Below are 24,816 nucleotides of genomic sequence, written 5' to 3' on the forward strand. Positions count from 1 at the left end.
TTTTCGGCTGAAGACATGGCAACACAACGACTCGGAATCATCATGCACGGCGTCACCGGCCGCATGGGCATGAACCAGCATCTGATCCGCTCGATCTGCGCGATCCGCGCGCAAGGCGGCGTCACGCTGTCGAACGGCGACAGGGTCATGCCCGACCCGATCCTCATCGGCCGCAACGCCGAGAAGATGGAAGCGCTCGCCAAGACGCACAACATCGCGCGCTGGGGCACCGACCTCGACAAGGCGCTGGAGAACAAGGACGACACGATCTTCTTCGACGCCGGCACCACGCAGATGCGCCCCACGCTGCTGGCCAAGGCCATCCGCGCCGGCAAGCACGTGTACTGCGAGAAGCCGATCGCCACCAATCTGAACGAGGCCGTCGAAATTGCCCGCCTGGCGGAAGGCTCGGGCCTGAAGCACGGCGCCGTGCAAGACAAGCTCTTTTTGCCCGGCCTGCGCAAGCTCGACATGTTGCGCCGCGCCGGCTTCTTCGGCCGCATGCTCAGCGTGCGCCTCGAATTCGGCTACTGGGTGTTCGAGGGCGACCTGCAGCCGATCCAACGCCCGAGCTGGAACTATCGCAAAGAAGACGGCGGCGGCATGATCCTGGACATGATGTGCCACTGGCGCTACGTGCTGGACAACCTGTTCGGCGAGGTGAAGTCGGTCTCGTGCATCGGCGCCACCCACATCCCCAAGCGCTGGGACGAAGCCGGCAAACCGTATGAAGCCACCGCCGACGACGCGGCCTACGCCACCTGCGAGCTCACCGGCCATAACGGCGAGCCGGTGATCGCACAGATCAACATGAGCTGGGTCACGCGCGTGCGCCGCGACGACCTCGTGACCTTCCACGTCGACGGCACCGATGGCTCGGCCGTGGCGGGCCTGTCGAGCTGCCGTGCCCAGTCGCGCGTGGCCACGCCGCGTCCGGTGTGGAACCCCGACGAGAAGCAGATGATGAATTTCTTCGACCAGTGGCAGGAGATTCCGGATTCGCAGGCGTACGACAACGGCTTCAAGATCCAGTGGGAGCACTTCATCCGCCACGTGGTCGAGAACGAGCCCTACAAGTGGACGTTGCCCGAAGGCGCCAAGGGCGTGCAGCTGGTCGAGGCCGCGCTCGAGTCGTGGAAGGAACGCCGCTGGATCGATGTGCCCGCGCTGAAGGTCTGAGGCAGGCAGCATGGCACTTTCGCTGACCCTTCCCACCGCGAGCGGCTCGCTCACCCCGTACGCCCTGCGCGGCACCGCGCCGGTCAGGCCCGAAGCAGGCGTCAAGTTCAACCGCATCGCCTATTCGGCGGCGCATGTGGTGGCCGATCCGCTCGCTGCGGTGGACCCGTGGCTGCAGGCTGCGGTCGACTGGGACGCGACCATCGCTTACCGCCGTCACCTGTTCTCGCTGGGCCTGGGCGTGGCCGAAGCCATGGACACCGCGCAGCGCGGCATGGGCCTGGACTGGCCGACCTCGCTCGAGCTGATCCGCCGTTCGCTCGATGCGGCGAAAGACGTGCCCGGCGCGCTGGTGGCCTCGGGTTGCGGCACCGACCACCTGAACATCGACGACGTGAAGAGCGTCGACGACGTGATCCGCGGCTACGAAGAGCAGATGGCAGCCATCGAGGCGCTCGGCGGCAAGCTGATCGTCATGGCCAGCCGCGCCCTCGCCCGCGTGGCGAAGAGCCCGGGCGACTATGAGCGCGTGTACGACCGCATCCTGAGTCAGTCGAAGCAGCCGGTCGTGCTGCATTGGCTCGGCGACATGTTCGACCCGGCCCTCGCGGGCTACTGGGGCAGCAAGGACGCCGATGCGGCAATGGACACGGCGCTCGCGGTCATTGCAACGCATCCGCACAAGGTGGACGGCATCAAGATTTCGCTGCTCGACAAGGACAAGGAAATTGCGATGCGGCGCCGCCTGCCGGCAGGCGTTCGCATGTACACCGGCGATGACTTCAACTACGCCGAGCTGATCGCCGGCGATGGCTTTGGCAGCGAGCCGACGCACGGCCAGAGCGATGCGCTGCTGGGCATCTTCGACGCCATTGCCCCGGCAGCGAGCGCCGCACTGGGCGCGCTGGCGCAGGGCAACACTGAAAAATTCCACGCGATCCTCGGCCCGACGGTGCCGCTGTCGCGCCACATCTTTGCGGCGCCGACGCGCTTCTACAAGACCGGCGTGGTGTTCATGGCCTGGCTCAACGGCCACCAGAAGCATTTCACGATGGTCGGCGGCCAGCAGAGCACGCGTTCGCTGCAGCACTTTGCCGAGTTGTTCCGCTTGGCCGATGCGGCGAATCTGCTGGAGCATCCGGAGTTGGCGGTGCGGCGCATGAAGACGCTGCTGGCCTTGCACGGCGTGGAAGGCTGATCGACGCCATGCGCGACTTTTCAGAGAACCACGACTGGCTGTCGATCAACACCGCGACCATCCGCAAGCAGCTGGGCGCCGAGGTGCCGCTGGACCGCATCATCGACCAGTGCGCCGAACGCGGTATTCGCGCGATCAGCCCCTGGCGCGACCAGGTGGCCGCCGTCGGGCTCGACAAGATTGCAAAGCAGTTGAAGGCGCACGGCATCGGCCTTTCGGGCTACTGCCGCGGCGGCTTCTTCCCAGCGGCCGATGCAACAGGCCTCAAGGCTGCACTGGACGACAACCGCCGCGCCATCGACGAAGCGAAGACGCTCGATGCGCCCTGCCTCGTGCTGGTCGTCGGCGCTCTCCCCGGCGCACTCGAAGGCAAAGCGGCCTACAAGGACATCGCCCGTGCGCGCAACGAGGTGCGCGACGGCATCGCCGCATCACTCGAATACGCACGCGAAGTCGGCATGCCGCTGGCCATCGAGCCCTTGCACCCCATGCAAGCCGCCGACCGCGCCTGCATCAACACGCTCGAAAATGCGCTCGATATTTGCGACGAGCTTGACGCGGGCAAGAGCGGCATGCTCGGCGTGGCGCTCGACATCTATCACGTGTGGTGGGACCCGAAGCTGCAGCAGCAGATCGCCCGCGCCGGCCGTGAGCGCCTCTTGGCGTACCACGTCTGCGACTGGCTTACGCCCACGCGCGACCTGCTCTCCGACCGCGGGATGATGGGAGATGGCGTGGTCGAGTTGAAGAAGATCCGCGGCTGGATTGAAGACGCGGGATTCGCGGGGTTCAGCGAGGTCGAGATCTTCTCGAACCTCGACTGGTGGCAGCGGACGGGTGCCGAGACGCTCGATGTTTGTATCGAGCGGCACAAGCAGGCCGTCTAGGTTCAGTTGGCGGAGGAGGCATTCGGGGCGCGTGCACAGGCCACCGGGTACTCCCCTCCGCGAATGTCCCCCGGCTTCGCCTCCTCCTTTATTTCGCTGCGGGTAGCACCCGGCGCCCTGTGCACCTGGGCACGCTGCCGGTGCTCCGCTGATCAACCACCGCTCTGTGCAACGCTCACGTCGATGGGGTGCCTTGCGCAGCGAAATAAAGGAGGAGGCCGCAGGCCGGGGGACATTCGCGGAGCAAGGTACCCCGTCGGCGGGAGCGCACCCCGAACAGCAGCGCGCCCCGAAGCAGCGCCGCGAAGCTTGTGCTGCAATTCGCCCATGGCCACCCCGACCCTCGACGACCTGCGCCGCTATGCAATAGCACGCACGCTGTTCAAACCGACGACGCTGCCGAGCGCGATCCGCCAACTCGGCTTCGTTCAGGCAGACCCGATCCGCGCACCCGCGCGCGCCCAAGACCTGACGCTGCGCCACCGCGTGAAGGACTATCGCGCGGGCGATCTCGAAACCCGCTACACGCGCCTTGCCATCGAGGAAGACTGCCTCGTCAACTACGGCTTTTTGCCGCGCGAACACCTCGCGCTGATGCATCCGCGCGAAGCCAGGCAGCCCTGGGACGCGGACACCCACCGCAAGGCAGCCGATGTGTTGGCCTTCGTGCGCGAACGCGGACCGGTGCATCCGCGCGAAGTTGAACAGCACTTCGCGCATGGCCGCGTGAAGAACTACTGGGGCGGTTCGAGCAACGCCACCACGCGCCTGCTCGACGGCTTGCACTACCGCGGCATGCTGCGCGTGGTGCGGCGCGACAGCGGCACGCGCGTTTACGAGGCCGTGACCCATCTGCCCGCCGACGAAAGCCCCGCAGGCCGCGCGCAACGCGCCGCGGCGCTCATTGACCTGGTGGTGCGCAAGTACGCACCGCTGCCCGCTGCAAGCCTGACCTACCTCGTGCGGCTGCTCGGCTACGGCGCCCCGCACCTCGCGGCGCAGACGCAGGCGGCCCTTCGCTTGGCGCGCGAAGAACAACTCGCCAGTTGCAAGATCGACGGCACCACCTGGTACTGGCCCGCCGGCGAGAACCCGGCCTCGAAGCGCCACGCACCCGACGACGCGGTGCGCCTGCTCGCCCCCTTCGATCCCGTGGTGTGGGACCGCCGCCGCTTCGAGCTGCTGTGGGGCTGGACGTACAAGTTCGAGGCCTACACCCCGGCGCCGAAGCGGCAGTTCGGCTACTACGCGCTGCCGATGCTCTGGCACGACCGCGTGATCGGCTGGGCCAACGTGAGCGCGCCGGGGGGTCGGCTGCAGCCGGCCTTTGGCTACGTCGACAAGAAGCCGCGCGACGCGGCGTTTCGCGAAGCGCTCGACGAGGAGCTGCACCGCATGACGCAGTTCCTGGCCGGCCGCTGAGCCGCCCCGGCAGAATCCCCGCGCCGCTGAAGGTCTGGCGCACGGGCGACAACCTGCGCCGCCGCTGGCTTCTAGAATCGGCCCGTCGTCCGGTATGCCGGATGGCAAGCGTTCTCAGGGCGGGGCGAAATTCCCCACCGGCGGTAATGGCGGCTTCTTCGAGAGAGGGACCGCACGAGCCCGCGAGCGCCCGCGGCCTGCAATGGGCTGCGGGGTCAGCAGATTTCGGTGCAATTCCGAAGCCGACGGTCACAGTCCGGATGAAAGAGAGCGCGAAATGCGGGTCGGCCCGTGCGCTTTCCATTGGAGCGCGCGGTCTGGCCTGCGGTTTCGTGCGCCCTGATTCAGGAAACCTGCTTTCAAGCAAGAGGCACACCATGAGTCAGATCAACGACCTTCCCCTATCCGCCATCGACGCGTCGGGCAACCCGCGCGGCGAGCGCATCGCATTCGTCGAAGCGCAGTGGCATTCCGACATCGTCCACCAGGCGCGCGACGCCTTCCTTGCCGAGATGGAACGGCTCGGCGTGGCGCGCGACCTTATCGACGTGTTCGATGTGCCGGGCGCCTTCGAGATCCCGCTGCACGCCAAGCGGCTGGCCAACTCGGGCAAATACGCGGCCATCGTGGGCTGTGCGCTGGTGGTGGATGGCGGCATCTACCGCCACGAGTTCGTGGCCAGCACCGTGGTCAGCACGCTGATGTCGCTGCAGCTCGAAACCGACGTGCCGATTTTCTCGGCCGTGCTCACGCCGCATCATTTCCACGAGCACGTGGAGCACCGCAAATACTTCCACCGGCACTTTGCCGTCAAGGGCACCGAAGTGGCCGAAGCCTGCGTGAAGACGCTCGAAGGTTTGAAGAAGGTCGACACGCTGCTGGCCGCGTGACAACCGATACGAGGCTGCAGTAATCTGTGCGGATGGCTTCTTCATCCGCTTCGAACGACCGCTACACCCTCTACGGCGCACCCGGTTCGGGCGCCACGCCCGTTCATGCGGCGCTGACGCTGATCGGCGCGCAGGTCGACGTTGTCGACGTCTCTCCGTGGGAGGGGGAATCAGAGCGCGAGCGCGTGTCGAGCATCAACCCGATGCGTCAGGTGCCCGCGCTCGTGCTGCCTTCCGGCGAAGTGATGACCGAGAGCGCGGCCATCCTGATCTGGCTCGGCGACCGCTATCCGGAAGCGGGGCTTTGCCCCACGCCGGACGATCCGCTGCGCGCGCGCTACCTGCGATGGATGGTCTACCTGCCGGCGGCGATCTATTCGATGTACTGGGTGCGCGACGAACCCACGCGCCTCACGCCCGATCCGGCGGCGCAGGCCGTGATGCTCGAACGCACGGCCGAGCGCATTGCCCACTGCTGGCACCTGATGGACACGCAGATCGACGAACCCGCGCCCTACCTGCTCGGCGAGAAGCTGAGCATGCTCGACCTGTACGTCACGGTGCTGTCGCGCTGGACGCCGCATCGCAAACGCTTCTATCGCGAAGCACCCCGCATGGCCGGCGTGGTGCGGCGCGTCGATGCCGATCCGCGCCTGGCCGAGTTCTGGGCGGCGCGCTTTCCTTTTTCGATGGGTTAGGACATGACCGCACGCACGCCGACCACCGCCTACCCGATGACCATCTTCCACAAGCCCAACTGCAGCACTTCGCGCAATGTGCTGGGCTTGATCCGCGAAAGCGGCGTGGAGCCGGAGATCGTTCTTTATCTGGAGGCGCCGCCGTCGAAGAAGAAGCTGCGCGAGCTCGCAAAGGCCATGGGCATGGGCGCGCGCGACCTGCTGCGCACGAAGGAGGCGCCCTACGAAGCGCTGGGCCTGGCCGATCCGAAATTGACCGACGACCAGCTGTTCGACTTCATCGTCGCGAATCCGATCCTGCTGCAGCGGCCCGTCGTCGTTTCTCCGCGCGGCACGTTGATGTGCCGGCCTTGGGAGCGCGTGCGCGAGATCTTGCCCGCGGCGTAGACCGAGCCGGCGCTCAGGCGCGCTGCAGCAGCGCAGGCACGCCCGAAGCCAGCATTGCCACGCCCGATGCGGTCAGCAGGCCCAGCACCACCTTGCGGAACGCCGTCTCGCTGATGCCGATATAGAGCCGCGCGCCCAGCAGCACCGGCACGGCGACGGCCAGCGCCACCAGCCCCAGCAGCGGCACCATCGAGCGGCCGATGCTGCCGCTCGCGACGTGGATCGCGAACGCCACCATCAGCATCGAGAGATTGAAGTTCTGGATCACCGCGCGCTGTGTGTCGCGCTGAAAGCCGCGGAGCGTGCACCACAGCGTGGGAATAGTGCCCGAGAAGCCCCCAATGCCTGCCATGGCACCGCCGATGCTCCCCGCGATGCCGTCGGCGATTCGCCCTCCGAAGGTGACCTTCGGCAGGTGCTGCGACATCAGCATGGCAGGGCACCACAACACCAGCAGCACGCCGAGGCAGACCTTGAAGACCACGAGGTCGAGGTGCGGCAACAGCCACACGCCGAAAGGGACGCCGACCAGCCCGCCGAGCACGAAGGGCCACAGAACATGCTTGTCGAAGGTTCGGCGCACCGTGACGGCGGCAATCACCTGGCCGGTGAGAGCGCCGAACAAGGCAAGGACCGCCGCGAGTTGCGGTTCGAGAGTCCAGGCCCAGACCGACATCGCCACCATTCCGAAGGCAAAGCCCGACAGGCCCTGCACAAAACCCGCCAGCACGGCGCCGGCGATCACATATACATACAAGGCCTGCATGCGGCCGATGATATCGACCGCATCCCGGGCAACCGCCAGCCGGTCAGGCCGAGGCCGGCACCAGCGCCGTGCGGCGCACTCGCGTCACGTTGAAGGCGCTGGCAATCAGCACCGCCTGCACCAGTGCAAGGCCGACGATCACGCTCGTGTACTGCGCATGGTCCATGAGGCGGCCGAACACCAGCGGCGCCAGGGCCTGCCCGATGTCCAGACCCGCATACACCACGCCGTAGACACGGCCCGTGGCGTTGGGCGGCGTCGAGCGCTTGACCAGCAGGTCGCGCGAAGGCCCGGCCACGCCGGAGACAAAACCCATGGCGCCGAACAGCACCGGCACCATCACGGGCGGAAATTGCGCAAAAGCGAGCACCAGCGCCAACACGGCCGCGATGCCGAAGCCGGTTCCCACGATGCGTTCGCAGCGCGACGGATCGGAGGCGAGAAAGCCGCCGACCACCATGCCGCCCGCGCTTGCCACCATGTACACCGTGAGGCACACCGCCACCAGCGCCACCGGCACCGCGTGCAGGTGGCCTGCCGCCACCGGCGCGAAGGTCTGCACCACGCTGATCACGACGGCATAGAAGAAGAAGAAGCCGAAGCACATCCACACAGCCGGGATGCGCAGGAAGTCGAACTCGCCGCCAATGGGAGCGGGCTCGCCGTGGCCGGTGGTCTTGTTCACCGTCTTCACGTCGAGCGAGAGCACGCTGCGGTAGGCCCAAAGCACCAGCAGCACCACGATGGCCAACACACCGGCCGAAGCCAGCGCCACGCGCCACGAGAAGGCGATGGCAATCGGCACCACGAAGGCCGGCGCCAGCGCCCAACCCAGGCTGCCGGTGATGCCGTGCACGCTGTACGCGTGGCCAAGCCGCGTCGGCGCGACCTTGCGGTTGAAGAGCGTGTAGTCGACCGGGTGGAACACGCCGTTGCCGATGCCGCCCACGATGGCGCACACCAGCAGCATCCAGTAGCTTTGGGCCAGGGCATAGCCGAAAGCCGCCAGTGCCAGCGCGCCAAGCCCCACGAAGAGCACCGGCCGCGGCCCCAGCTTGTCGACGATGAAGCCCGAGGCCGCCTGCACGATGCAAGAGACCACGAAGAACACCGTCAGCACCGCGCCAAGCTCGGTGTAGCTCACGTTGAAAGCGTCCTTCAACCAGGGGAACAGCGGCGCCAGGATCAGCTGGCTGAAGTGGCTGATGGCATGAGCCAGGCCGACCAGTCCGATCAGCTGCGCGTCGCCGCGCAAGTTGGTGGAAGAAGCGGCTGTCGGAGAAGAAGTTGAAGACATGGATTGCTACAAAAAACCGGGGCAGGCACCGATGCTATGCGCGCCGGGCGCGGCAGAATGGCGATACAGCGACAACATTTGTCGAAACCATGCCAAGCGCCGTTTCCACCCCTTCTCCGGTCACCAGTGTGGCCTCGCTCACGCCGCACCTCTACGCACCCGACGCTGTGCGCCCGCTGCGCGCCAAGGAACACTTCCTGAGCGCCGACACTTTCGTCGAGCTGCACCAGCATCCGTGGCCGCAGCTCACCTTCTCGACCCGCGGCGTGATCCGGCTCAGCACGCAGGACGGCAGCTACATCGTGCCGCCGTCGCGCGCGGTCTGGGTGCCGGCCAACATGCCGCACAGCATCATGCTGATAGAGGATGCCGAGCTGCGCACCGTGTACCTGCATGCCTGGCTCGGGCCGCCGTGGGAAAAGTGCGAGGTGCTCGAAATCAGCCCTCTGCTGCGCGCGCTGATGCTCGCGCTCGACACCACGCCCGACGGACTGCCGCCGGCTGACCCGCATGCGCCGCAGCGCGAACGCATGATCGCCCCGCTGCTGGTGGACGAGCTGGAACGCGCCACGCAAATCCGCATCGATGTGCCGCTGCCCACCGACAAGCGGCTGCGGCAGCTGTGCGAAACGCTGCTGCGCAATCCGGCCGACCGGGCCACGCTGGCCGAGCGCGCCGCCACCATCGGCGCCAGCGAGCGCACGGTGGCGCGGCTTTTCCGCGACCAGCTCGGCATGAGCTGGCAGCAATGGCGGCAACAGGCCGTGATGGCGCACGCGCTGCCGCTGCTGGCGCGCGGCATGGCCGTGAGCCAGGTAGCGGCGGCCAGCGGCTATGCCACCGACAGCGCGTTCTGCGCCATGTTCAAGGCGGCCACGGGGCGCTCGCCGACTTCGTTCCAGCATCGCAAGCGCTCCGCCGCACTCTCCTGAAGGGCGTCGGGCCGTCACGCGGCTCTGGCAAGATCGAAGGGCCGAAGAAAACTACGGACCACCCGACCGACCTGCCCATGGCGCCCCTTCCCCGATCGCATCGCACCCAGACCTGGACCATGGACATCGGCGAGCGGATGCGCCGCCTCTTCTGGCTCAAGGCGATCGGCACCACGGTCTTCACCTGGCTTTTCTTCATCGGCTACTTTCACCTGCTGCGCAACCCCGCCTATCCGGTCGCGGTGATGCCGCTCACGGCCCTCGACCGCCTGATTCCGTTCCAGCCCTATGCGCTGGGCGCCTACCTGTCGCTCTGGTTCTATGTAGGCATCGCGCCCGGGCTGCAGCTGAGCTTTCGCGAGCTGGTGGTCTATGGGCTCTGGATCGGCGCGCTGTGCCTCACGGGCCTGGGCTTTTTCTACTTTTGGCCGACGCAGATACCGCCGCTTGCCATGGACGTGTCTGGCTACCCGGGCTTTGCCATGCTGCAAGGCGTGGACGCCGCAGGGAACGCTTGTCCCTCGATGCACGTGGCCGTGGCCATCTTCACGGCCATCCGGCTCGACCACGTGCTCCGCGAGACACACACACCATTGTTTCTGCGCCTCGCCAACTGGGCCTGGTTTGCTGCCATTGTCTGGTCGACGCTGGCCGTCAAGCAGCACGTGGTGCTCGACGCGCTGGCCGGCGCCCTGCTCGGAATGGCCTTTGCACTCCCTTCGCTGCGCTGGCGTCCGGAGGGCAGGAGCCGGAGCAACACATTGGTTGGAGCGGATATCATTGGCCATCACTGACCCACAAGCCGAGCGAGGAAGGGGTCGATCCCATGGAGCGCCCTCAGGGCGGCGATCGATCAGCGGCTAGTACAAGACGACAGGCATCGCACGATGAGTTCGCTGAAGGAATTGCAGGACCTGATCCACGAGAAGTACGGTATCGAACCGTCGAAGCTCGACCCCCACGCGTCGATGCGCGAAACCGGCGGGCTCGACTCGCTGGCATTGGCCGAGTTCCTGTTTGCCATCGAAGATCACTTCGGCATCACCATGCCCGACAACGACGCGAACATCGACACCCTGGGCGAACTGGCCTTGCTGGTCGACAAGGTCAGGGCCGCGAAGACAGCGTGAACCACGAGGTCTGCGTCACCGGACTGGGCGTCATGGCGCCGCATGGCGGCGAGCCCGGCACGCTGTTCCAGGCCCTGCTGGACGGCCAATCGGCCATCCAGTCCATCTTTCCCGATCTGCCCAAGCCGGCCGCCGCGGCCACGGTCGCTTTCGACGAAACACGCTGGTTCACCAAGCTGCAGCTTGCGGGTGTCGACCGCGTGAGCCAGCTTGCCGTGGCGGCGGCCGACCTCGCGATGCGCGATGCGGGCCTTGCCATGGGCGATGCCGATCCCGAGCGCGTGGGCGTCTATGCCGGCTGCGGCATGGGCGGTGCCGCGGCGCTCGAGGCGGCCTACCGCGGCAACGGGCGCGTGTCGCCGCTCACCATTCCCGCCTTCATGCCCAATGCGCCCGCCGCCCACGTGGCCATGCGCCACGGCGTGCAGGGCCCGGTGATCACCTATTCGGTGGCCTGCGCCTCGTCGTCAGTGGCCATTGCCGAAGCCGCCAAGGCCATCCAGCGCGGCGAAGTCGACGTGGCAATTGCCGGTGGCAGCGAGGCGCTCATCGTCCCCGGCGTGGTGCTGGCATGGCAGGCCATGCAGACTCTGGCCACCTTCCAACCCGGCGAAGCAGCGGGCGCGGTGCGGCCCTTTGCGAGTGACCGCAGCGGTTTCGCGCTGGGCGAAGGCGCGGCCTTTCTGGTGCTCGAGTCGGCCGAGCGCGCGCGCAGCCGCGACGCCCGCAGCTATGCCACCTTGGCCGGCTGGGGCCTCAGCAGCGACGCCACGCACCTCACCAAGCCGGATGCTCCCGGCCAGGCCCGCGCATTGCGAGCCGCCCTGCGCCAGGCCGGGCTGCAGCCGCGCGACGTGGGCTACTGCAACGCGCACGGCACGGCCACGCGCATCGGCGACGTGGTCGAGCGCAATGCGCTGGCGGACGTGTGGGGCGACGACCTCGACCAGTTGCGCGTCAGCTCCACCAAGGCGCTGCACGGCCACCTGCTCGGCGCTGCGGGCGCCATCGAAGCGCTCATCACGGTGCTTGCGCTGCAGCGCCGGCAACTGCCGCCCAATGCCAACTGCAGCGAGATCGATCCGGCCTGCAGCCTGAACCTGGTGACGCAGAACGACACAGGCGCACCTGCGCTCGACGCGGCTATGAGCAACTCCTTCGCCTTCGGTGGGACGAATTCCGTGCTGCTGTTCCGTCGCGCCTAAACCGGCGATCGCTGCGACGACGCCCCTGCCTCGCAGAGCCACGCCAGGAACGCCTCTGCCAGCGGATCGGCCGTCCTGTTCGGCGCCATGAAGACGCTGTAGCCCCGGCTCAACGGTGCCCGGTGTGGGCAGGCCAGCACCAGCTCTCCCGAACGCAGTTCGCGCTCGACGAAATAGTGCGGCACCAGCCCCACGCCGAGATCGGCGCGCACCGCAGCCACCAGCGAGGAGAAGAGATCGAAGCGATGCCCCGTCACCAGGTTCTCAGGCGGCCGTGCATGCGCCGTCTGCCCGAACCACTCTTCCCACGCCCCCATGCGGGTGCGCAGCTGGAGCAGCGGCGCGGCGCGAAAGTCGCCGCGCGCCATCGCGGCCCGTCCCTTCGCGCGGGGCGAACACACCGCCACGCAGAACTCGTCCATGAGTGGCCGCGCGTTGGCACCGGGCCACACCGCGTCGTCGTACTGCACGCCCAAGTCGAAAGGCATGTCCTCCATGTAGAGCTCGGTGGGAAAGACCTGCAGGTGCAGGCTGCAGCCCGGATGCCGTGCGATGAACTGCGGCAGTCGAGGCAGCAGCCAACCGTCTGCCAGCACCGGCACCGCACCCACGATCAGGCGCCTGCCATCCGCATGCTGCGCCATGGCTTCGAGCGTGTGGTTCTGCAGCCGCAACAGATCGCCAGCGATCTGGCCGTGATAGCGCCGCCCGGCATCGGTGAGCTCGGTGCCGCGCGCCGTGCGCTGCACCAGCCGCACGCCGATCTGCGATTCGAGAAGCCGCAATTGCTGGCTTACCGCGCTGTGGGTGAGGCACAACTCTTCCGCTGCCTTGCCAACGCCGTGGTGGCGGGCCACCGCATCGAAGATCAGTAGCGCACGGGTGCTTGGGATGTGGCGGCGCACGGCTGGCTCGTTAGAAAAACTGACATGGCCAAAGATTAAACCAGAGCAGAAGCACGCGATGACCAGAAGAATTGCTGACGGCGCAGCGCCGGCGCGCCTCGCTCACCGCTCTCTTTCCTCACCCTCAAGAAAAGTCCTCCGCCATGCCTCACCGCGCATCGTTTCGCCTTGCCCCGATCGTCCTCGCCCTGGCTTGTGCCGCCGGCATCGCTAACGCCCAGACAGGCGCCGTCACAGCCACGCCCACGCAGGTCCGGCCCGAAGTCGACAAGGCCTACACCCAGCTGATGGGGGCACCCGCGATCCAGAAGCTGCTGGATGCGGTCAAGGCCGACCATGACCGCGCGGTCGAAGACCTCAAGATGCTGACCGAGATCGAGGCGCCGCCGTTCAAGGAGCAGAAGCGCGCCGAAGCCTTCCTCGCGCGCATGAAGGCGCTGGGCCTTGCCGACGCGAAGATCGACGCCGAAGGCAACGTGGTCGGCCTGCGCAAGGGCACGGGCAACGGGCCCAAGCTGCTGATCTCGGCCCACCTGGACACCGTGTTTCCCGCCGGCACCGACGTGAAGGTGAAGGAGCGCGACGGCAAGCTCTATGCGCCCGGCATCTCGGACGACACGCGCGGCCTCTCGGTGCTGCTGTCGTGGCTCAAGGTGCTCAACGACAACAAGGTGCAGACGGTGGGCGACCTGCTGATCGTCGGCAATGTGGGGGAGGAAGAACTCGGCAACCTACGAGGCATGAAGGCGATCTTCCGCAACCACTTGGACATCGACGGCATGGTCGGACTCGAGCCGGCAGCCGACGGCACGGTCCTGATGCTCGGCACGGGCAGCCATCGCTACGAAGTCACCTTCAAGGGCCCGGGCGGCCACAGCTTCGGCGCCTTCGGCCAGGTGCCCAGTGCGATCCACGGCATGGGCCGCGCCATTGCCAAGATCGCCGAGGTGCGCACGCCGAGCTTCCCGAAAACCACGTTCACGGTCGGCACCGTGGGCGGTGGCACCTCGGTCAACACCATTGCGCCGGACGCGCGCATGGCCATCGACATCCGCTCGGACGAAATGGCGCCGCTGCTCGAGACGGAGAAGAAGATCCTCGCGGCCATCGACGAAGCGGTGGCCGAAGAGAACAAGCGCTGGAACGTGACCACGCTGAGCGCAAGCAACAAGCTGATCGGCGACCGGCCGGGCGGCCGCACGCAATCCGACACGGTGATCGTCGAGGCGGCCACGCGCTCGAACACGGCTTTCGGCCACAAGACCTTGCTGTCGGGTGCGAGCACCGACGCCAATGTGCCGATGTCGCTCGGCATCCCGGCCATCATCATCGGGGCTGGCGGCAAGACCGGCGGCTTCCATGCGCTGTCGGAGTGGATCGACGTGACAGATGCATGGAAGGGCGCGCAGAACTCGCTCGTCACGGTGCTGGGCCTGGTCGGCGTACAGGGCACGAGCGCACCACTGCTGGAGAAGCGCGCGCCCCGCAGGGACTAGGCTCGGGAGGCAACACCTGCGGCACCGCGGAGCCGGTTGCCCGGTGTTTCGCGAAGAACAAGGACTGGACTCTCCGGTATGCTGGTGGGCGCTTCTCCACCCTCGCCTGCTTCGGGAGACCACCATGCACGCTCGCTCCGCATTCATCGCCCTCACCCTGCTCGCCGCGGGCGCCTCCGCAGAGGCCAACAACCTGCTCGACGAGCTGAAGGACCGGGCCGGTCCCGCTGCCGGCGCGCAAGGCGGCGGCTCAGCACTCGGCAACCTCGGCTTCAAGATGCCCGCCATAGGCTCCAGCACCATCGGCAGCGCGGCCGGCGTGCTGCAGTACTGCGTCAAGAACAACTACCTGGGCGGCGATGCGGCCTCGGTGAAGGACAAGCTGCTGGCCAAGATCACTGGCCAGAAGCAGCAGGAAAAGAACTTCGAGAGCGGCGCCAAGGGCCTGCTCAAGGGCGGCGACGGCAAGACGCTCAACCTCAAGATGCTCTCGTCGAAGCTGAAGGTAAAGGCCTGCGACTACGTGCTGAAAAACGCCACCTCGCTGATCTGACAACGCGCCTGCGTGCCACGCGCGCGGCGCACCGCGCATGTGCTCTTTCGCCCTCTCCCGTGCGCTCTAACGCTTCATGAATCCGGCAGCCTCCTCCTCTTCTTCCACTTCCTTGCGCCGCCGCCTCGCGCGCTGGATTCCCTGCCTCGCATGGCCTCGCCCTTCCGCCGCGCTGCTGCGCAACGAGGCGATGGCGGGCATCACGGTCGCGTTGATGGTCATTCCGCAGGGCGTGGCCTACGCAGCACTGGCGGGGATGCCGCTGGTCACCGGCGTGTACGCGGCGCTGTTCCCGGCGCTGGTTGCGGTGATCTTCAGTTCGTCACAGCGGCTGTCGGTCGGGCCCACCGCGCTCACGAGCCTGTTGGTGGGCGCCTCGCTCGCGCCGCTGGCGGTGCCCGGCAGCACCGATTGGGTGGCCATGGCGGTGTGGCTCACGCTGATGTCGGGTGCCATCCAGATGGTGCTGGGCGCGGGGCGTTTCGGCTGGCTGCTGCGGCTGGTGAACTCGCCGGTGCTGATCGGCTTCACGCAGGGCGCGGCGGTGCTGATCGCCATCTCGCAGTTGCCGGCACTGCTCGGCTTCACGGGCCGCACCATCGTGCAGGTGCTGCAAGGCGGCCCGCTGCCAGACCTTGTCGCCATTGCCTTCGGGCTGGGCAGCATCGCGGTGCTGTGGCTGGGAAAGCGCCTGGCGCCGCGTTTCCCAATCACGATGGCGCTGGTGGCGGGTGCCGCGGCCATCAGCTGGACGGTCAACTACGCGTTGCGCGGCGGGGCCGTGGTGGGCAGCCTGCCTTCAGGCCTGCCCTCTTTCTACTGGCCGGGCATGCTGCCCTTGACCACGTTCAGCGCATTGGTGCTGCCCGCGCTGATGATTACGCTGGTGAGCTTTCTGGAGACCGCGTCGAGCGCCAAGATCGACAACGCGCGCGCCGGCACGCTGTGGAACGAGAACCAGGACCTGATCGGCCAGGGCCTCGCCAAGCTGGCCTCGGGTTTCTCGGGTGCCTTTCCCACCAGTTCGTCGTTCTCGCGCTCGGCCATCACGCTGTATGCGGGCGCGCAGACCGGGTGGGCCACCCTGTTCAGCGTGATGGTGGTGGCCGGTGCGCTGCTGTGGCTTATGCCGCTGCTCTACCACGTGCCGCAAGCGGTGCTGGCGGGGGTGGTGGTCACGGCCATTCTGGGGCTGGTCAAGCCCGCGAGCTTCGTCGCCCTCTGGCGCGTATCGCGCATCGAGGCGGGCATCGCGTTCGGCACCTTCGTGCTGACCATTGCCACCGCACCGAGCATCTACTGGGGCGTGCTGGGCGGGCTCCTCGCGAGCATGGCGCACTACATGTACCGCCACCTGCATCCGCGCATCGTCGAGGTCGGCCTGCATCCGGACGGCAGCCTGCGCGACCGCCACCTCTGGAAGCTACCGCCGCTGGCACCGCATCTCTACGCGCTGCGCATGGACGCCGAACTCGACTTCGCATCGGCCTCCACGCTCGAGCGCGCGCTCACGGTTGCGCTGGCCGAGCGCCCCGATCTGACGGACGTGTGCCTCTTTGCGCAGCCCATCAACCGCATCGACATCACGGGCGCCGAAGTATTCGGCTCGATCCGCCGGATGATGGAATCCAAGGGCGTGCGCCTGCACCTGAGCGGCCTGAAGCTGCCGGCCATGCAGGTGCTGGAGCGTGCCGGGCTGCTTACGGCGGGGCCGATGCTGTTCAGCTACCGTACCGACGCAGAGGCGCTGGCGGCGCTGGCGCACCCGGATGAAGCTCAGCGCGCCGCGACAAAAGGCTCGACAGAAGCCGACTTGATCTCGTAGCCGCTCACGCCCATGTCCACCGACGAATAACGCGCCGCCTTCAGCAGCCCGCTGACGCGCACGGTGTCCATCGCGTGCAGACCCTTCACGGTATCGGCCGCAATCACGTGCACGATCTGGTTGGCGGGCGGCGGCGGGGTGTGAATGCAGGCGCCGAAATACGGCACCAGCAAAAATTCGCGAATGCCGCCCTGCGTGTTGTCGAGCGGCACAACGAAACCCGACAGGCGCGCCGCCGTGCCGTCGAGCGCCACGTTGATCGGCGCGTTGTCCCAGACGGCGCGCATCTCGTCCAGCATCTGGATGGCGCGCGGGTCGTTGTCGCGCAGCGCCTCCAGGCTGAGGTTTCGGTAGCGCTTGGTCGGGTCCCAGTTCTTGGGAACGAGCTCTTCCCACTTGAGTTCCTGCGCCGGGCCCATGGCAGCCGCGCTGGTGTCGGCGGCCGGCCCGCAGCCCGTCAGGGCAGCCGCACCCAGCGCCAGCAGAAAAGCCGGCAAAGCGCAGCGGAAGAAGGCTCTCATGGCCTCCATTGTGCTTGGGGGCCCGTGTCCCCAGCTTAGTGGAGCCTTAACGATGGAGACAAATTGCCCACGCGCGGCCAGAATCGCGCCACCACGATTCTGAGGAGTTCCGCATGGCAGCGACCGGATGGTTGGGACTCACGTCCCTCGGTATTGTTCACACCGCGATCAGCCTGATCGCCGTCATTGCGGGGCTGATCGCCCTGTTCCGCCACAAGGAGATCACGCTGCGCACCGGCCTGGGCCAGGTCTTCGTGTGGACCACCGTGCTGACCTGCCTGACCGGCTTCGGCATCTTCCAGCACGGCGGCTTCGGCAAGCCGCATGCGCTGGGCATCCTGACGCTCGCCGCGCTGGCCGTGGGTGCAGCAGCCGGCCGCGGCGCCTTCTTCGGCCAGGCCTCGCGCTACGTCGAAGCCGTGGCTTTCTCGGCCAGCTTCCTGTTCCACTGGATTCCGGCCTTCACTGAAACCCTGACCCGCCTGCCCCTGGGCGCGCCCCTGCTGCCGAACGCCGACGCGCCCGAACTCAAGGCGATCACCGCGGTGCTTGGCGTGCTGTATCTGGTCGGCGTGACGCTGCAGATCAGGCGGCTGCGCGGCGGCGAGCCGCTCAGTCCCGCACCGGTCCGCGCAGGTTCTTGATCTGCGAACGCTGGCTCTTGCCTTCGAGCCGGCGCTGCTTCGAACCATAGGTGGGCTTGGTGGCACGCCGCACGCGTGGCGGCGTGGCCACGCTGTCGACCACCGCCTGGAGGCGCGCGAGCGCGTCGGCCCGGTTCATCTCCTGCGTGCGGTGCTGCTGCGCCTTCAGCACGAAGACGCCCTCCTGCGTGATGCGGCTGTCGCGCAGCGCGAGCAGGCGCTCCTTCACGTCGACGGGCAGCGAGCTTGCGTGGATGTCGTAGCGCAGGTGCACCGCGCTCGACACCTTGTTGACGTTCTGCCCGCCCGCGCCCTGCGCGCGGATGGCGCTGATCTCGACCTCGTCGGGGTCGATCAGGAGGGGTGGGCGGAGCATGTCCGCAAGTGTGCCTTCAAACGCGCTCGAAGACGGCGGCGATGCCCTGGCCGCCGCCGATGCACATCGTGACCAGCGCGTAGCGGCCGCCGGTGCGGTGAAGCTCGGCAATCGCCTTCGTGGTGATGATCGCGCCGGTCGCGCCCACCGGGTGGCCGAGCGAAATGCCCGAGCCGTTCGGATTGACCTTGGCCGGATCGAAGCCCAGTTCCTTGATGACCGCGCAGGCCTGCGCTGCAAACGCTTCGTTCGACTCGATCACGTCGAAATCGCCGACCTTCAGGCCGGTGCGCTCCAGCACCTTGCGCGTGGCCGGCACCGGGCCGATGCCCATGTACGCGGGCTCGACACCGGCGTGCGCATAGCCGACCAGGCGCGCCAGCGGCTTGAGCCCCAGCGCCTTCACGCGACCGCCTTCGGCCAGCACCACGGCGGCGGCGCCGTCGTTGATGCCCGAGGCATTGCCGGCGGTCACGAGGCCGTCTTTCTTGAAGGCGGGCTTCATCTTCGACAGCGTGTCGACCGTGGTGTCGGCGCGCACGTGCTCGTCGGTGTCGAACAGCACGATGCCCTTGCGTGTCTTCACTTCGACCGGAACGATCTGCTCCTTGAAGCGCCCCGCTGCAATGGCCGCCGCCGCGCGCTGCTGGCTGACCGCGGCCAGTTCGTCCATCTGCTCGCGGGTGATGCCGTAGCGCGCGGCCACGTTCTCGGCGGTGATGCCCATGTGGATCTTCTCCCACGGGTCGTGCAGGATGCCGAGCATGTAGTCGACCAGCACTGCGTCGCCCATGCGTGCGCCGTAGCGTGCCGAGGTGTCGAAGTAAGGGCCGCGGCTCATCGATTCCGAACCGCCGCCGATGGCAATGTCGCAGTCGCCGAGCGCAATGGCCTGCGCCGCCGACACGATGGCCTGCAGGCCCGAGCCGCAGAGGCGATTGACGTTGAAGGCCGGCGTCTCGATGGGGCAGCCCGCATCGATGGCAGCCACGCGGCTCAGGTACGCATCCTTCACGTCGGTGGGAATCACGTTGCCCATGACCACATGCCCGATGGCATCGGCCGCCACACCGCTGCGTTCGATGGCGGCCTTGACGGCGGTGGTGGCCAGTTGCGCGTTGGGCACGTCCTTCAGCGCGCCGCCGAAAGTGCCGATGGCGGTGCGAGCGGTGCCGACCACGAAGATGTCGCGTTGGGTCATGGGAATGTCTCTCCTGGATGAAAGTGGGATCCGCCTATGGCAGCGGTCTCAGGAGACGATTTTGACGGCGAACGGCGCAACCCGGCTGTCGCGGGCGGCATATCGCCGCCCAGGCGCGGCGGGTCAGCCGCGCGAGACTGATTTGGGAGACACGTCGGTCACGTCGCTGGCGCTGCCGCGAATGCGCTCCGGGCGCACGACGGATTCGCCGCGCGCACGCGCATTGGCCGTGTCCGCGGCAGTGGGCTCGGCGGGCTGTGCCGCATTGCGAAAACGCTCGAAGCCCGAGCGCGGGTTGAAGCGCCCGCCCATCGAAGCCATCCAGGGCGTCACGGGCTTGCCCGTGATGCGCCCCCAGGCGTAGCGCACCCCCCACACAGCCGCGAGCAGCATGACTGCCACCGCCAGGCTGGCCGCGAAAACCAGGCCAAGAAGCAGAAGAATGACGCGAAAAATGAAGTTCATCATCCGACTTTAGGCCGCAATGGCCTCCGATGGTTCCCCGGCCTTGGTGAACGAGAACTGGCCTGGGGTCTGGATCGGATCGGTATTCACCTCGATCGTGTCCTTCGGCCCGAAGCTGCCGTCGAGCAGCAGCCTGGAGAGCGGATTCTCGATGCGCTGCTGGATGGCGCGCTTCAGCGGCCGTGCGCCGAACACCGGATCGAATCCGACCTTGGCAATCTCGGCCAGCGCCGCGGGCGACACCTCGAGCCCCAGGTCCATCTTCGCAAGCCGCGCCTGCAGCACCTTGAGCTGGATCGCGGCGATCGATTCGATGTTCTTCGCGTCGAGCGCATGGAACACTACCGTCTCGTCGATGCGGTTCAGGAACTCGGGGCGGAAGTAGTTCTTCAGCTCGTCCCACACCGCTTCCTTGATCTCTTCCGCAGGCTGGCCCACCATGGCCTGGATGATGGGCGAACCGATGTTGCTGGTCATCACGATCACGGTGTTCTTGAAGTCCACGGTTCGGCCCTGGCCGTCGGTCAGGCGGCCGTCGTCGAGCACCTGCAGCAGCACGTTGAACACGTCGTGGTGGGCCTTCTCGACCTCGTCGAGCAGCACCACGCTGTAGGGCTTGCGGCGCACGGCTTCCGTGAGGTAGCCGCCCTCCTCGTAGCCCACGTAGCCCGGCGGCGCGCCGATCAGGCGAGCGACCGAATGCTTCTCCATGAACTCGCTCATGTCGATGCGGATGAGGTGGTCTTCGCTGTCGAACATGAAGCCCGCAAGCGCCTTGCACAGCTCGGTCTTGCCCACGCCCGTGGGGCCGAGGAACAGGAAGGAGCCGGTCGGGCGGTTCGGATCGGAAAGGCCCGAGCGCGAGCGGCGGATCGCGTTGGCAACCGCGCCGATGGCTTCGTCCTGCCCCACCACGCGTTCGTGCAGCTTGTCTTCCATGACGAGCAGCTTGTCGCGCTCGCCCTGCATCAGCTTGGCGACCGGAATGCCGGTGGCGCGCGCCACGACCTCGGCGATTTCTTCCGAGCCCACCTGCGTGCGCAGCAGCGTGGGTGCGCTCGACTTGCCCTTGCTCGCCTCGCTTTCCTCCGCCTCACGCAGACGCTTTTCCAGCGCCGGCAGCTGGCCGTATTGCAGTTCGGCGAGCTTGTTGAAGTCGCCTTTGCGCTTCCATTCCTCGATCTCGAACTTGATCTTGTCGATCTCCTCGCGGATCTTCGCGCTGCCCTGCGCCTGTGCCTTTTCGGCCTGCCAGATCTCATCGTAGTCGGCAATCTCCTTTTGCAAGCGCGCAATCTCGTCTTCGATGAGGTTGAAGCGCTTCTGCGAAGCCTCGTCCTTTTCGCGGCGCACGGCCTCGCGCTCGATCTGCAGTTGGATGAGGCGGCGGTCGAGCCTGTCCATGACCTCGGGCTTGGAGTCCATCTCGATCTTGATCTTGGCCGCGGCCTCGTCGATCAGGTCGATGGCCTTGTCGGGCAGGAAGCGGTCGGTGATGTAGCGGTCGCTCAGCTCGGCCGCGGCCACGATGGCCGGGTCGGTGATCTGCACGCCATGGTGCACCTCGTACTTTTCCTGCAGGCCGCGCAGGATGGCAATGGTCGCCTCCACGCTCGGCTCGCCAACGATGATTTTCTGGAAGCGGCGCTCCAGCGCGGCGTCCTTCTCGATGTACTTGCGGTATTCGTCGAGCGTGGTGGCGCCCACGCAGTGCAGCTCGCCGCGCGCAAGGGCGGGCTTGAGCATGTTGCCCGCGTCCATCGCGCCCTCGGCCTTGCCGGCGCCGACCATGGTGTGCAGTTCGTCGATGAAGACGATGGTCTGGCCTTCGTCCTTGGCCAGTTCGTTCAAGACGGTCTTCAGGCGTTCTTCGAACTCACCGCGGAACTTGGCGCCGGCCAGCAGCGCAGCCATGTCGAGCGACAGCACGCGTTTGCCCTTGAGCGATTCAGGCACCTCGCCAGCGACGATGCGCTGCGCCAGGCCTTCGACGATGGCGGTCTTGCCCACGCCCGGCTCACCGATGAGCACCGGGTTGTTCTTGGTGCGGCGCTGCAGCACCTGGATGGCGCGGCGGATTTCCTCATCGCGGCCGATGACCGGGTCGAGCTTGCCCAGCCGGGCGCGCTCGGTCAGGTCGAGGCAGTATTTCTTGAGGGCTTCGCGCTGGCCTTCGGCGTCGGCGCTGTTCACGCCCTGCCCGCCGCGCACGGCATCGATGGCGGACTCGAGCGACTTGCGGGTCAGGCCGTTTTCCTTCGCGATGCGGCCGATGTCCGACTTGCTGTCGGCCACGGCCAGGAGAAAGAGCTCGCCCGCAATGAACTGGTCGTTGCGCTTGATGGCCTCTTTCTCGGTGGCCTGCAGAAGCTTGCCGAGCTCGGGCCCGACCTGCACGATGTCGTGGCCCTGCACTTGCGGCAGCTTCTTGATGGCGGCTTCGGCCGCGTTCGCAAGACCGTGGACGTTGACGCCGGCACGTTCCAGCAAGGCGCGCGGCCCGTCTTCCTGGCGCAGCATCGCGACCAGCAGGTGGGCCGGTTCGATGTAGGCGTTGTCGTTGCCGAGCGCGAGCGTCTGCGCATCGCCCAGCGCTTCCTGGAATTTGGTGGTGAGTTTGTCTTGTCGCATGGTGGTGTTCCTGCACTCAAAATAGGACTGTTCGGGCGCGATTCAAGGTGCCCGGCGCTTCGGGCACGTCTATTGCACTGTGCCTCGTCATCTTTCGAATGGAGTCGATCATGGTTTTTTCAATGCAGCGCGCCCATCCGGTTCGCCGGGCGCTCGGCGTCGGCCTCTTTGTAGCGGCCATGGGCCTCGCGGGTCTTGCGCAGGCGCAAGGCACGCCCATCCGCCTGCTGGTCGGATTTCCGGCCGGTGCCGGCTCGGACGCCATTGCACGCACACTCGGCGAAAAACTCAAGGACGTGCTGGGCGTGCCGGTGGTGGTCGAGAACCGCGCCGGCGCTGGCGGGCAGATCGCGGCGCAGGCGCTCAAGGCGGCGCCGGCCGACGGGCACACGCTGTTCCTCTCCCACGACCACTCGATTTCCATCCTGCCGCAGGTGGTGAAGAACCCGGGCTTCAACCCCGCGACCGACTTCGTGCCCGTGGCCGGATTCGCCACCTTTGCCAATGTGCTGGCCGTCTCGGGCGGCACGCCGGCCAAGAGCATCGACGAGTACGTGAAGTGGGTTCGCACCCAGCGCGGCAGCAAGGAAACCATCGGCATCCCGGCGCCGGCCTCGATTCCCGAGTTCCTGGTGAAGATGATCTCGGAAAAATACAAGATCGACGTGCAACCCGCACCCTACCGCGGCAGCGCGCCGATGACGGCGGACATGCTGGGGAACCAGATCACCGCGGGTATCGCCTCGGTGCCCGACTTCATCGAGAACCACAAGGCCGGCAAGGTGCGCATCGTGGCCTCGATCGGCGCCAAGCGCCAGGCCGTACTGCCGAACGTGCCGACCTTCACCGAACTGGGCTTCTCAAATCTTGAAGACCTGCCCTACTACGGCATCTTCGCGCCGGTGGGCACACCGCAGCCGATCATCGACAAGTACGGCGATGCGCTGCAGAAGGTGCTGGCGATGCCCGACGTGAAGCAGAAGCTGACCACGATGGGCCTCACCGTGGCGTACGAGCCGCAAGGCCAGTTCGCGGGCCGCGTGCGCAGCTATACGCAGACTTGGGAGCGGATCATTCAGTCGAGCGGGTTCAAGCCGCTGTAGCTGTTCACAGGCAGGGGCGCCGCTGTGACCCGAATCCTCCCAGCGCGCCGGCCCTGCCACAGACGTCGCGGCAGTGGCACGCCCTTGCACGAAGTCCACACAACGAGTTTCGTTGGAGCAAGTACCGGAGATAGCACGCGCTTCGGATGGCTCACGCGCCCGCCGGAGATCTGCATTCTTTCACGGTTCGTTTACCGCAGTCGGGGAGGCACTGCGGCTTTGACTATTCCGGCCAACCACAATGGGTCATGGCCAACCTCAGCCCCCAACTGCAAGCGGCGCTGGCTCAGTTCGCAGCCCAGCCCGGCGTGACTCACACGCAGAAGGCGCGACTGCGCGCCGCCGTCGCCAGCAATGCCCAATTGCTGGAACAACTGAACGAGGCCGCATCCCGATGATTGCCCGCAAGCTCATATTGCCGATGCTTGCAACCCTGGCTTTGAGCGCCTGCGCTCACGCCCCCGCGCCTCACTCCAAGGAGACCATGCCGATGAATGCATCTGCGAAAGCCTACCGTCCCCACACGCTGGATGAGCACCCCGACCTCACGCCGGAAGAAATGGGACGGCGAATGCTCAAGCTGATCGACAGCCTCACATCCTTCGACGAGTTGTCGTTGGAGCGGGTGCGGAAGGTCACGCGGCTGCCTCTGTACGAAATGCCATCACGGACATCGCACGCTTTCGGAATGCATTTGCCAGCGTCGGATTGGTACTACGTCTTCTCCTACTATGACCATCCTCAGTTGTCAGAGTCGACGAACATTACGTATGAGTTCCTCGGCAAAAGCGAAACTGCCGACATGGGCCCAGTCTGCGCCATTGACTACGGCGCCTATGTGACGGCACTAAAGAGCATGGGCTTCCGGGAACGGGAGGACTTGGCGCGATACGACGCCTTACATCCCTATCCACGCCGCGACGAGCAAACGGGGCAATTGGAGCCCTCCCCCCCTGAATTCCGGCGCTTGCCCGTTTATTTTTTTACGCGCAACAACGTTGCGGTGCAGGTCATCCCCCGACGCGAAGCAGACGTTCCTGACGAAAAGCTGCGTCACGCGTGCGTGGAGTCCATCACCGCCATGCGCTTCGGAAAGAGGTAAGCC

26 protein-coding genes and 1 riboswitch are annotated in these 24,816 nt (G+C 66.6%); of the genes, 18 read left to right on the plus strand and 8 right to left on the minus strand.

Annotated elements, in window-relative coordinates:
• Nucleotides 1-15: 15 nt before the first annotated feature.
• The 7 genes from BLR24_RS01840 to arsC all read left to right on the plus strand — a co-directional run bounded on the left by BLR24_RS01840 (nt 16) and on the right by arsC (nt 6,661).
• Nucleotides 16-1,179, plus strand: a complete 1,164-nt coding sequence (locus tag BLR24_RS01840; protein WP_093011757.1) for a Gfo/Idh/MocA family protein — start codon at nt 16-18, stop codon at nt 1,177-1,179.
• 10 nt (nt 1,180-1,189) lie between these two features.
• Nucleotides 1,190-2,377: a dihydrodipicolinate synthase family protein gene (locus BLR24_RS01845; protein ID WP_093011760.1), complete on the plus strand. Its 1,188-nt coding sequence runs from the start codon at nt 1,190-1,192 to the stop codon at nt 2,375-2,377.
• Nucleotides 2,378-2,385: 8 nt separating this feature from the next.
• Nucleotides 2,386-3,264: a sugar phosphate isomerase/epimerase family protein gene (locus tag BLR24_RS01850; protein ID WP_093011762.1), complete on the plus strand. Its 879-nt coding sequence runs from the start codon at nt 2,386-2,388 to the stop codon at nt 3,262-3,264.
• A gap of 327 nt (nt 3,265-3,591) precedes the next feature.
• Nucleotides 3,592-4,686 carry a DNA glycosylase AlkZ-like family protein gene (locus BLR24_RS01855; RefSeq protein WP_093011765.1) on the plus strand — a complete coding sequence of 365 codons (1,095 nt, stop codon included), beginning with the start codon at nt 3,592-3,594 and terminating at the stop codon, nt 4,684-4,686.
• A 106-nt stretch (nt 4,687-4,792) separates the two neighbouring features.
• Nucleotides 4,793-4,962, plus strand: a riboswitch (FMN riboswitch).
• Between the two features lie 101 nt (nt 4,963-5,063).
• Nucleotides 5,064-5,576, plus strand: a complete 513-nt coding sequence (locus BLR24_RS01860; protein WP_093011768.1) for a 6,7-dimethyl-8-ribityllumazine synthase — start codon at nt 5,064-5,066, stop codon at nt 5,574-5,576.
• Between the two features lie 32 nt (nt 5,577-5,608).
• A complete protein-coding gene (locus tag BLR24_RS01865) occupies nt 5,609-6,274 on the plus strand; it encodes a glutathione S-transferase family protein (RefSeq protein ID WP_093011770.1) in 666 nt (221 codons plus the stop codon).
• A 3-nt stretch (nt 6,275-6,277) separates the two neighbouring features.
• Nucleotides 6,278-6,661 carry an arsenate reductase (glutaredoxin) gene (arsC, locus tag BLR24_RS01870; protein WP_093011773.1) on the plus strand — a complete coding sequence of 128 codons (384 nt, stop codon included), beginning with the start codon at nt 6,278-6,280 and terminating at the stop codon, nt 6,659-6,661.
• A 13-nt stretch (nt 6,662-6,674) separates the two neighbouring features.
• On the opposite strand, the gene BLR24_RS01875 is transcribed toward arsC, so the two are convergent.
• The gene (locus BLR24_RS01875; protein WP_093011776.1) at nt 6,675-7,427 is read right to left on the minus strand and encodes a sulfite exporter TauE/SafE family protein; all 753 of its coding nucleotides are present in this window, start codon (nt 7,425-7,427) and stop codon (nt 6,675-6,677) included.
• A gap of 43 nt (nt 7,428-7,470) precedes the next feature.
• Nucleotides 7,471-8,724 (minus strand): MFS transporter, encoded by a 1,254-nt coding sequence (locus BLR24_RS01880; RefSeq protein ID WP_093011779.1) that lies wholly within the window; start codon nt 8,722-8,724, stop codon nt 7,471-7,473.
• 89 nt (nt 8,725-8,813) lie between these two features.
• Between BLR24_RS01880 and BLR24_RS01885 the strand changes: the two genes are divergently transcribed.
• The 4 genes from BLR24_RS01885 (at nt 8,814) to BLR24_RS01900 (ending at nt 11,991) form a co-directional block, all read left to right on the plus strand.
• Complete coding sequence (locus tag BLR24_RS01885) at nt 8,814-9,656, plus strand: AraC family transcriptional regulator (RefSeq protein ID WP_093011782.1); 843 nt, start codon at nt 8,814-8,816, stop codon at nt 9,654-9,656.
• 77 nt (nt 9,657-9,733) lie between these two features.
• Nucleotides 9,734-10,450, plus strand: a complete 717-nt coding sequence (locus BLR24_RS01890) for a phosphatase PAP2 family protein (protein WP_093011785.1) — start codon at nt 9,734-9,736, stop codon at nt 10,448-10,450.
• Nucleotides 10,451-10,543: 93 nt separating this feature from the next.
• On the plus strand, nt 10,544-10,786 hold the full coding sequence (locus tag BLR24_RS01895; RefSeq protein WP_093011788.1) for an acyl carrier protein: 243 nt from the start codon (nt 10,544-10,546) through the stop codon (nt 10,784-10,786).
• Nucleotides 10,783-11,991, plus strand: coding sequence for a beta-ketoacyl-[acyl-carrier-protein] synthase family protein (locus BLR24_RS01900; protein ID WP_093011791.1), 1,209 nt, complete (start codon nt 10,783-10,785; stop codon nt 11,989-11,991). Before BLR24_RS01895 ends, BLR24_RS01900 begins: the two co-directional genes overlap by 4 nt.
• Here BLR24_RS01900 and BLR24_RS01905 read toward each other — a convergent pair.
• Nucleotides 11,988-12,896, minus strand: a complete 909-nt coding sequence (locus BLR24_RS01905) for a LysR substrate-binding domain-containing protein (protein WP_093011794.1) — start codon at nt 12,894-12,896, stop codon at nt 11,988-11,990. The two genes, BLR24_RS01900 and BLR24_RS01905, sit on opposite strands and share 4 nt — an antisense overlap.
• A 143-nt stretch (nt 12,897-13,039) precedes the next feature.
• Here BLR24_RS01905 and BLR24_RS01910 point away from each other — a divergent pair, with 143 nt between their 5' ends.
• From BLR24_RS01910 to BLR24_RS01920, 3 genes are all read left to right on the plus strand, one after another.
• Nucleotides 13,040-14,392, plus strand: coding sequence for a M20/M25/M40 family metallo-hydrolase (locus tag BLR24_RS01910; RefSeq protein WP_093011797.1), 1,353 nt, complete (start codon nt 13,040-13,042; stop codon nt 14,390-14,392).
• A gap of 124 nt (nt 14,393-14,516) precedes the next feature.
• Complete coding sequence (locus tag BLR24_RS01915) at nt 14,517-14,945, plus strand: DUF2501 domain-containing protein (protein ID WP_093011801.1); 429 nt, start codon at nt 14,517-14,519, stop codon at nt 14,943-14,945.
• 76 nt (nt 14,946-15,021) lie between these two features.
• Entirely contained in the window at nt 15,022-16,770 is a 1,749-nt protein-coding gene (locus BLR24_RS01920) for a SulP family inorganic anion transporter (protein ID WP_254787128.1), read from the plus strand.
• Here the strand turns inward: BLR24_RS01920 and BLR24_RS01925 are convergent.
• Nucleotides 16,722-17,291 carry a DUF3299 domain-containing protein gene (locus BLR24_RS01925; protein WP_254787129.1) on the minus strand — a complete coding sequence of 190 codons (570 nt, stop codon included), beginning with the start codon at nt 17,289-17,291 and terminating at the stop codon, nt 16,722-16,724. The two genes, BLR24_RS01920 and BLR24_RS01925, sit on opposite strands and share 49 nt — an antisense overlap.
• Nucleotides 17,292-17,404: 113 nt before the next feature.
• On the opposite strand from BLR24_RS01925, the gene BLR24_RS01930 reads away from it, so the two are divergent.
• The gene (locus BLR24_RS01930) at nt 17,405-17,935 is read left to right on the plus strand and encodes a DUF2306 domain-containing protein (protein ID WP_093011807.1); all 531 of its coding nucleotides are present in this window, start codon (nt 17,405-17,407) and stop codon (nt 17,933-17,935) included.
• Here BLR24_RS01930 and arfB read toward each other — a convergent pair.
• The 4 genes from arfB to clpB form a co-directional block, all read right to left on the minus strand.
• Nucleotides 17,904-18,311: an alternative ribosome rescue aminoacyl-tRNA hydrolase ArfB gene (gene arfB / locus BLR24_RS01935; protein ID WP_093011810.1), complete on the minus strand. Its 408-nt coding sequence runs from the start codon at nt 18,309-18,311 to the stop codon at nt 17,904-17,906. The two genes, BLR24_RS01930 and arfB, sit on opposite strands and share 32 nt — an antisense overlap.
• A gap of 16 nt (nt 18,312-18,327) precedes the next feature.
• Nucleotides 18,328-19,512, minus strand: coding sequence for an acetyl-CoA C-acyltransferase family protein (locus BLR24_RS01940; RefSeq protein ID WP_093011813.1), 1,185 nt, complete (start codon nt 19,510-19,512; stop codon nt 18,328-18,330).
• Between the two features lie 123 nt (nt 19,513-19,635).
• The gene (locus BLR24_RS01945) at nt 19,636-19,977 is read right to left on the minus strand and encodes a hypothetical protein (RefSeq protein ID WP_254787130.1); all 342 of its coding nucleotides are present in this window, start codon (nt 19,975-19,977) and stop codon (nt 19,636-19,638) included.
• A gap of 9 nt (nt 19,978-19,986) precedes the next feature.
• Nucleotides 19,987-22,608 (minus strand): ATP-dependent chaperone ClpB, encoded by a 2,622-nt coding sequence (gene clpB / locus BLR24_RS01950; RefSeq protein ID WP_093011819.1) that lies wholly within the window; start codon nt 22,606-22,608, stop codon nt 19,987-19,989.
• A gap of 110 nt (nt 22,609-22,718) precedes the next feature.
• Here clpB and BLR24_RS01955 point away from each other — a divergent pair, with 110 nt between their 5' ends.
• From BLR24_RS01955 to BLR24_RS01960, 3 genes are all read left to right on the plus strand, one after another.
• A complete protein-coding gene (locus BLR24_RS01955; RefSeq protein ID WP_093012746.1) occupies nt 22,719-23,711 on the plus strand; it encodes a Bug family tripartite tricarboxylate transporter substrate binding protein in 993 nt (330 codons plus the stop codon).
• 248 nt (nt 23,712-23,959) lie between these two features.
• On the plus strand, nt 23,960-24,109 hold the full coding sequence (locus BLR24_RS30575; RefSeq protein ID WP_175543141.1) for a hypothetical protein: 150 nt from the start codon (nt 23,960-23,962) through the stop codon (nt 24,107-24,109).
• A complete protein-coding gene (locus tag BLR24_RS01960) occupies nt 24,106-24,813 on the plus strand; it encodes a hypothetical protein (RefSeq protein WP_093011822.1) in 708 nt (235 codons plus the stop codon). The genes BLR24_RS30575 and BLR24_RS01960 overlap by 4 nt, the downstream gene beginning before the upstream one ends.
• The last annotated feature ends 3 nt before the right edge of the window (nt 24,814-24,816 follow it).

This window comes from Variovorax sp. OV700, from assembly GCF_900099805.1.
Taxonomy (GTDB): Bacteria; Pseudomonadota; Gammaproteobacteria; order Burkholderiales; family Burkholderiaceae_C; genus Variovorax.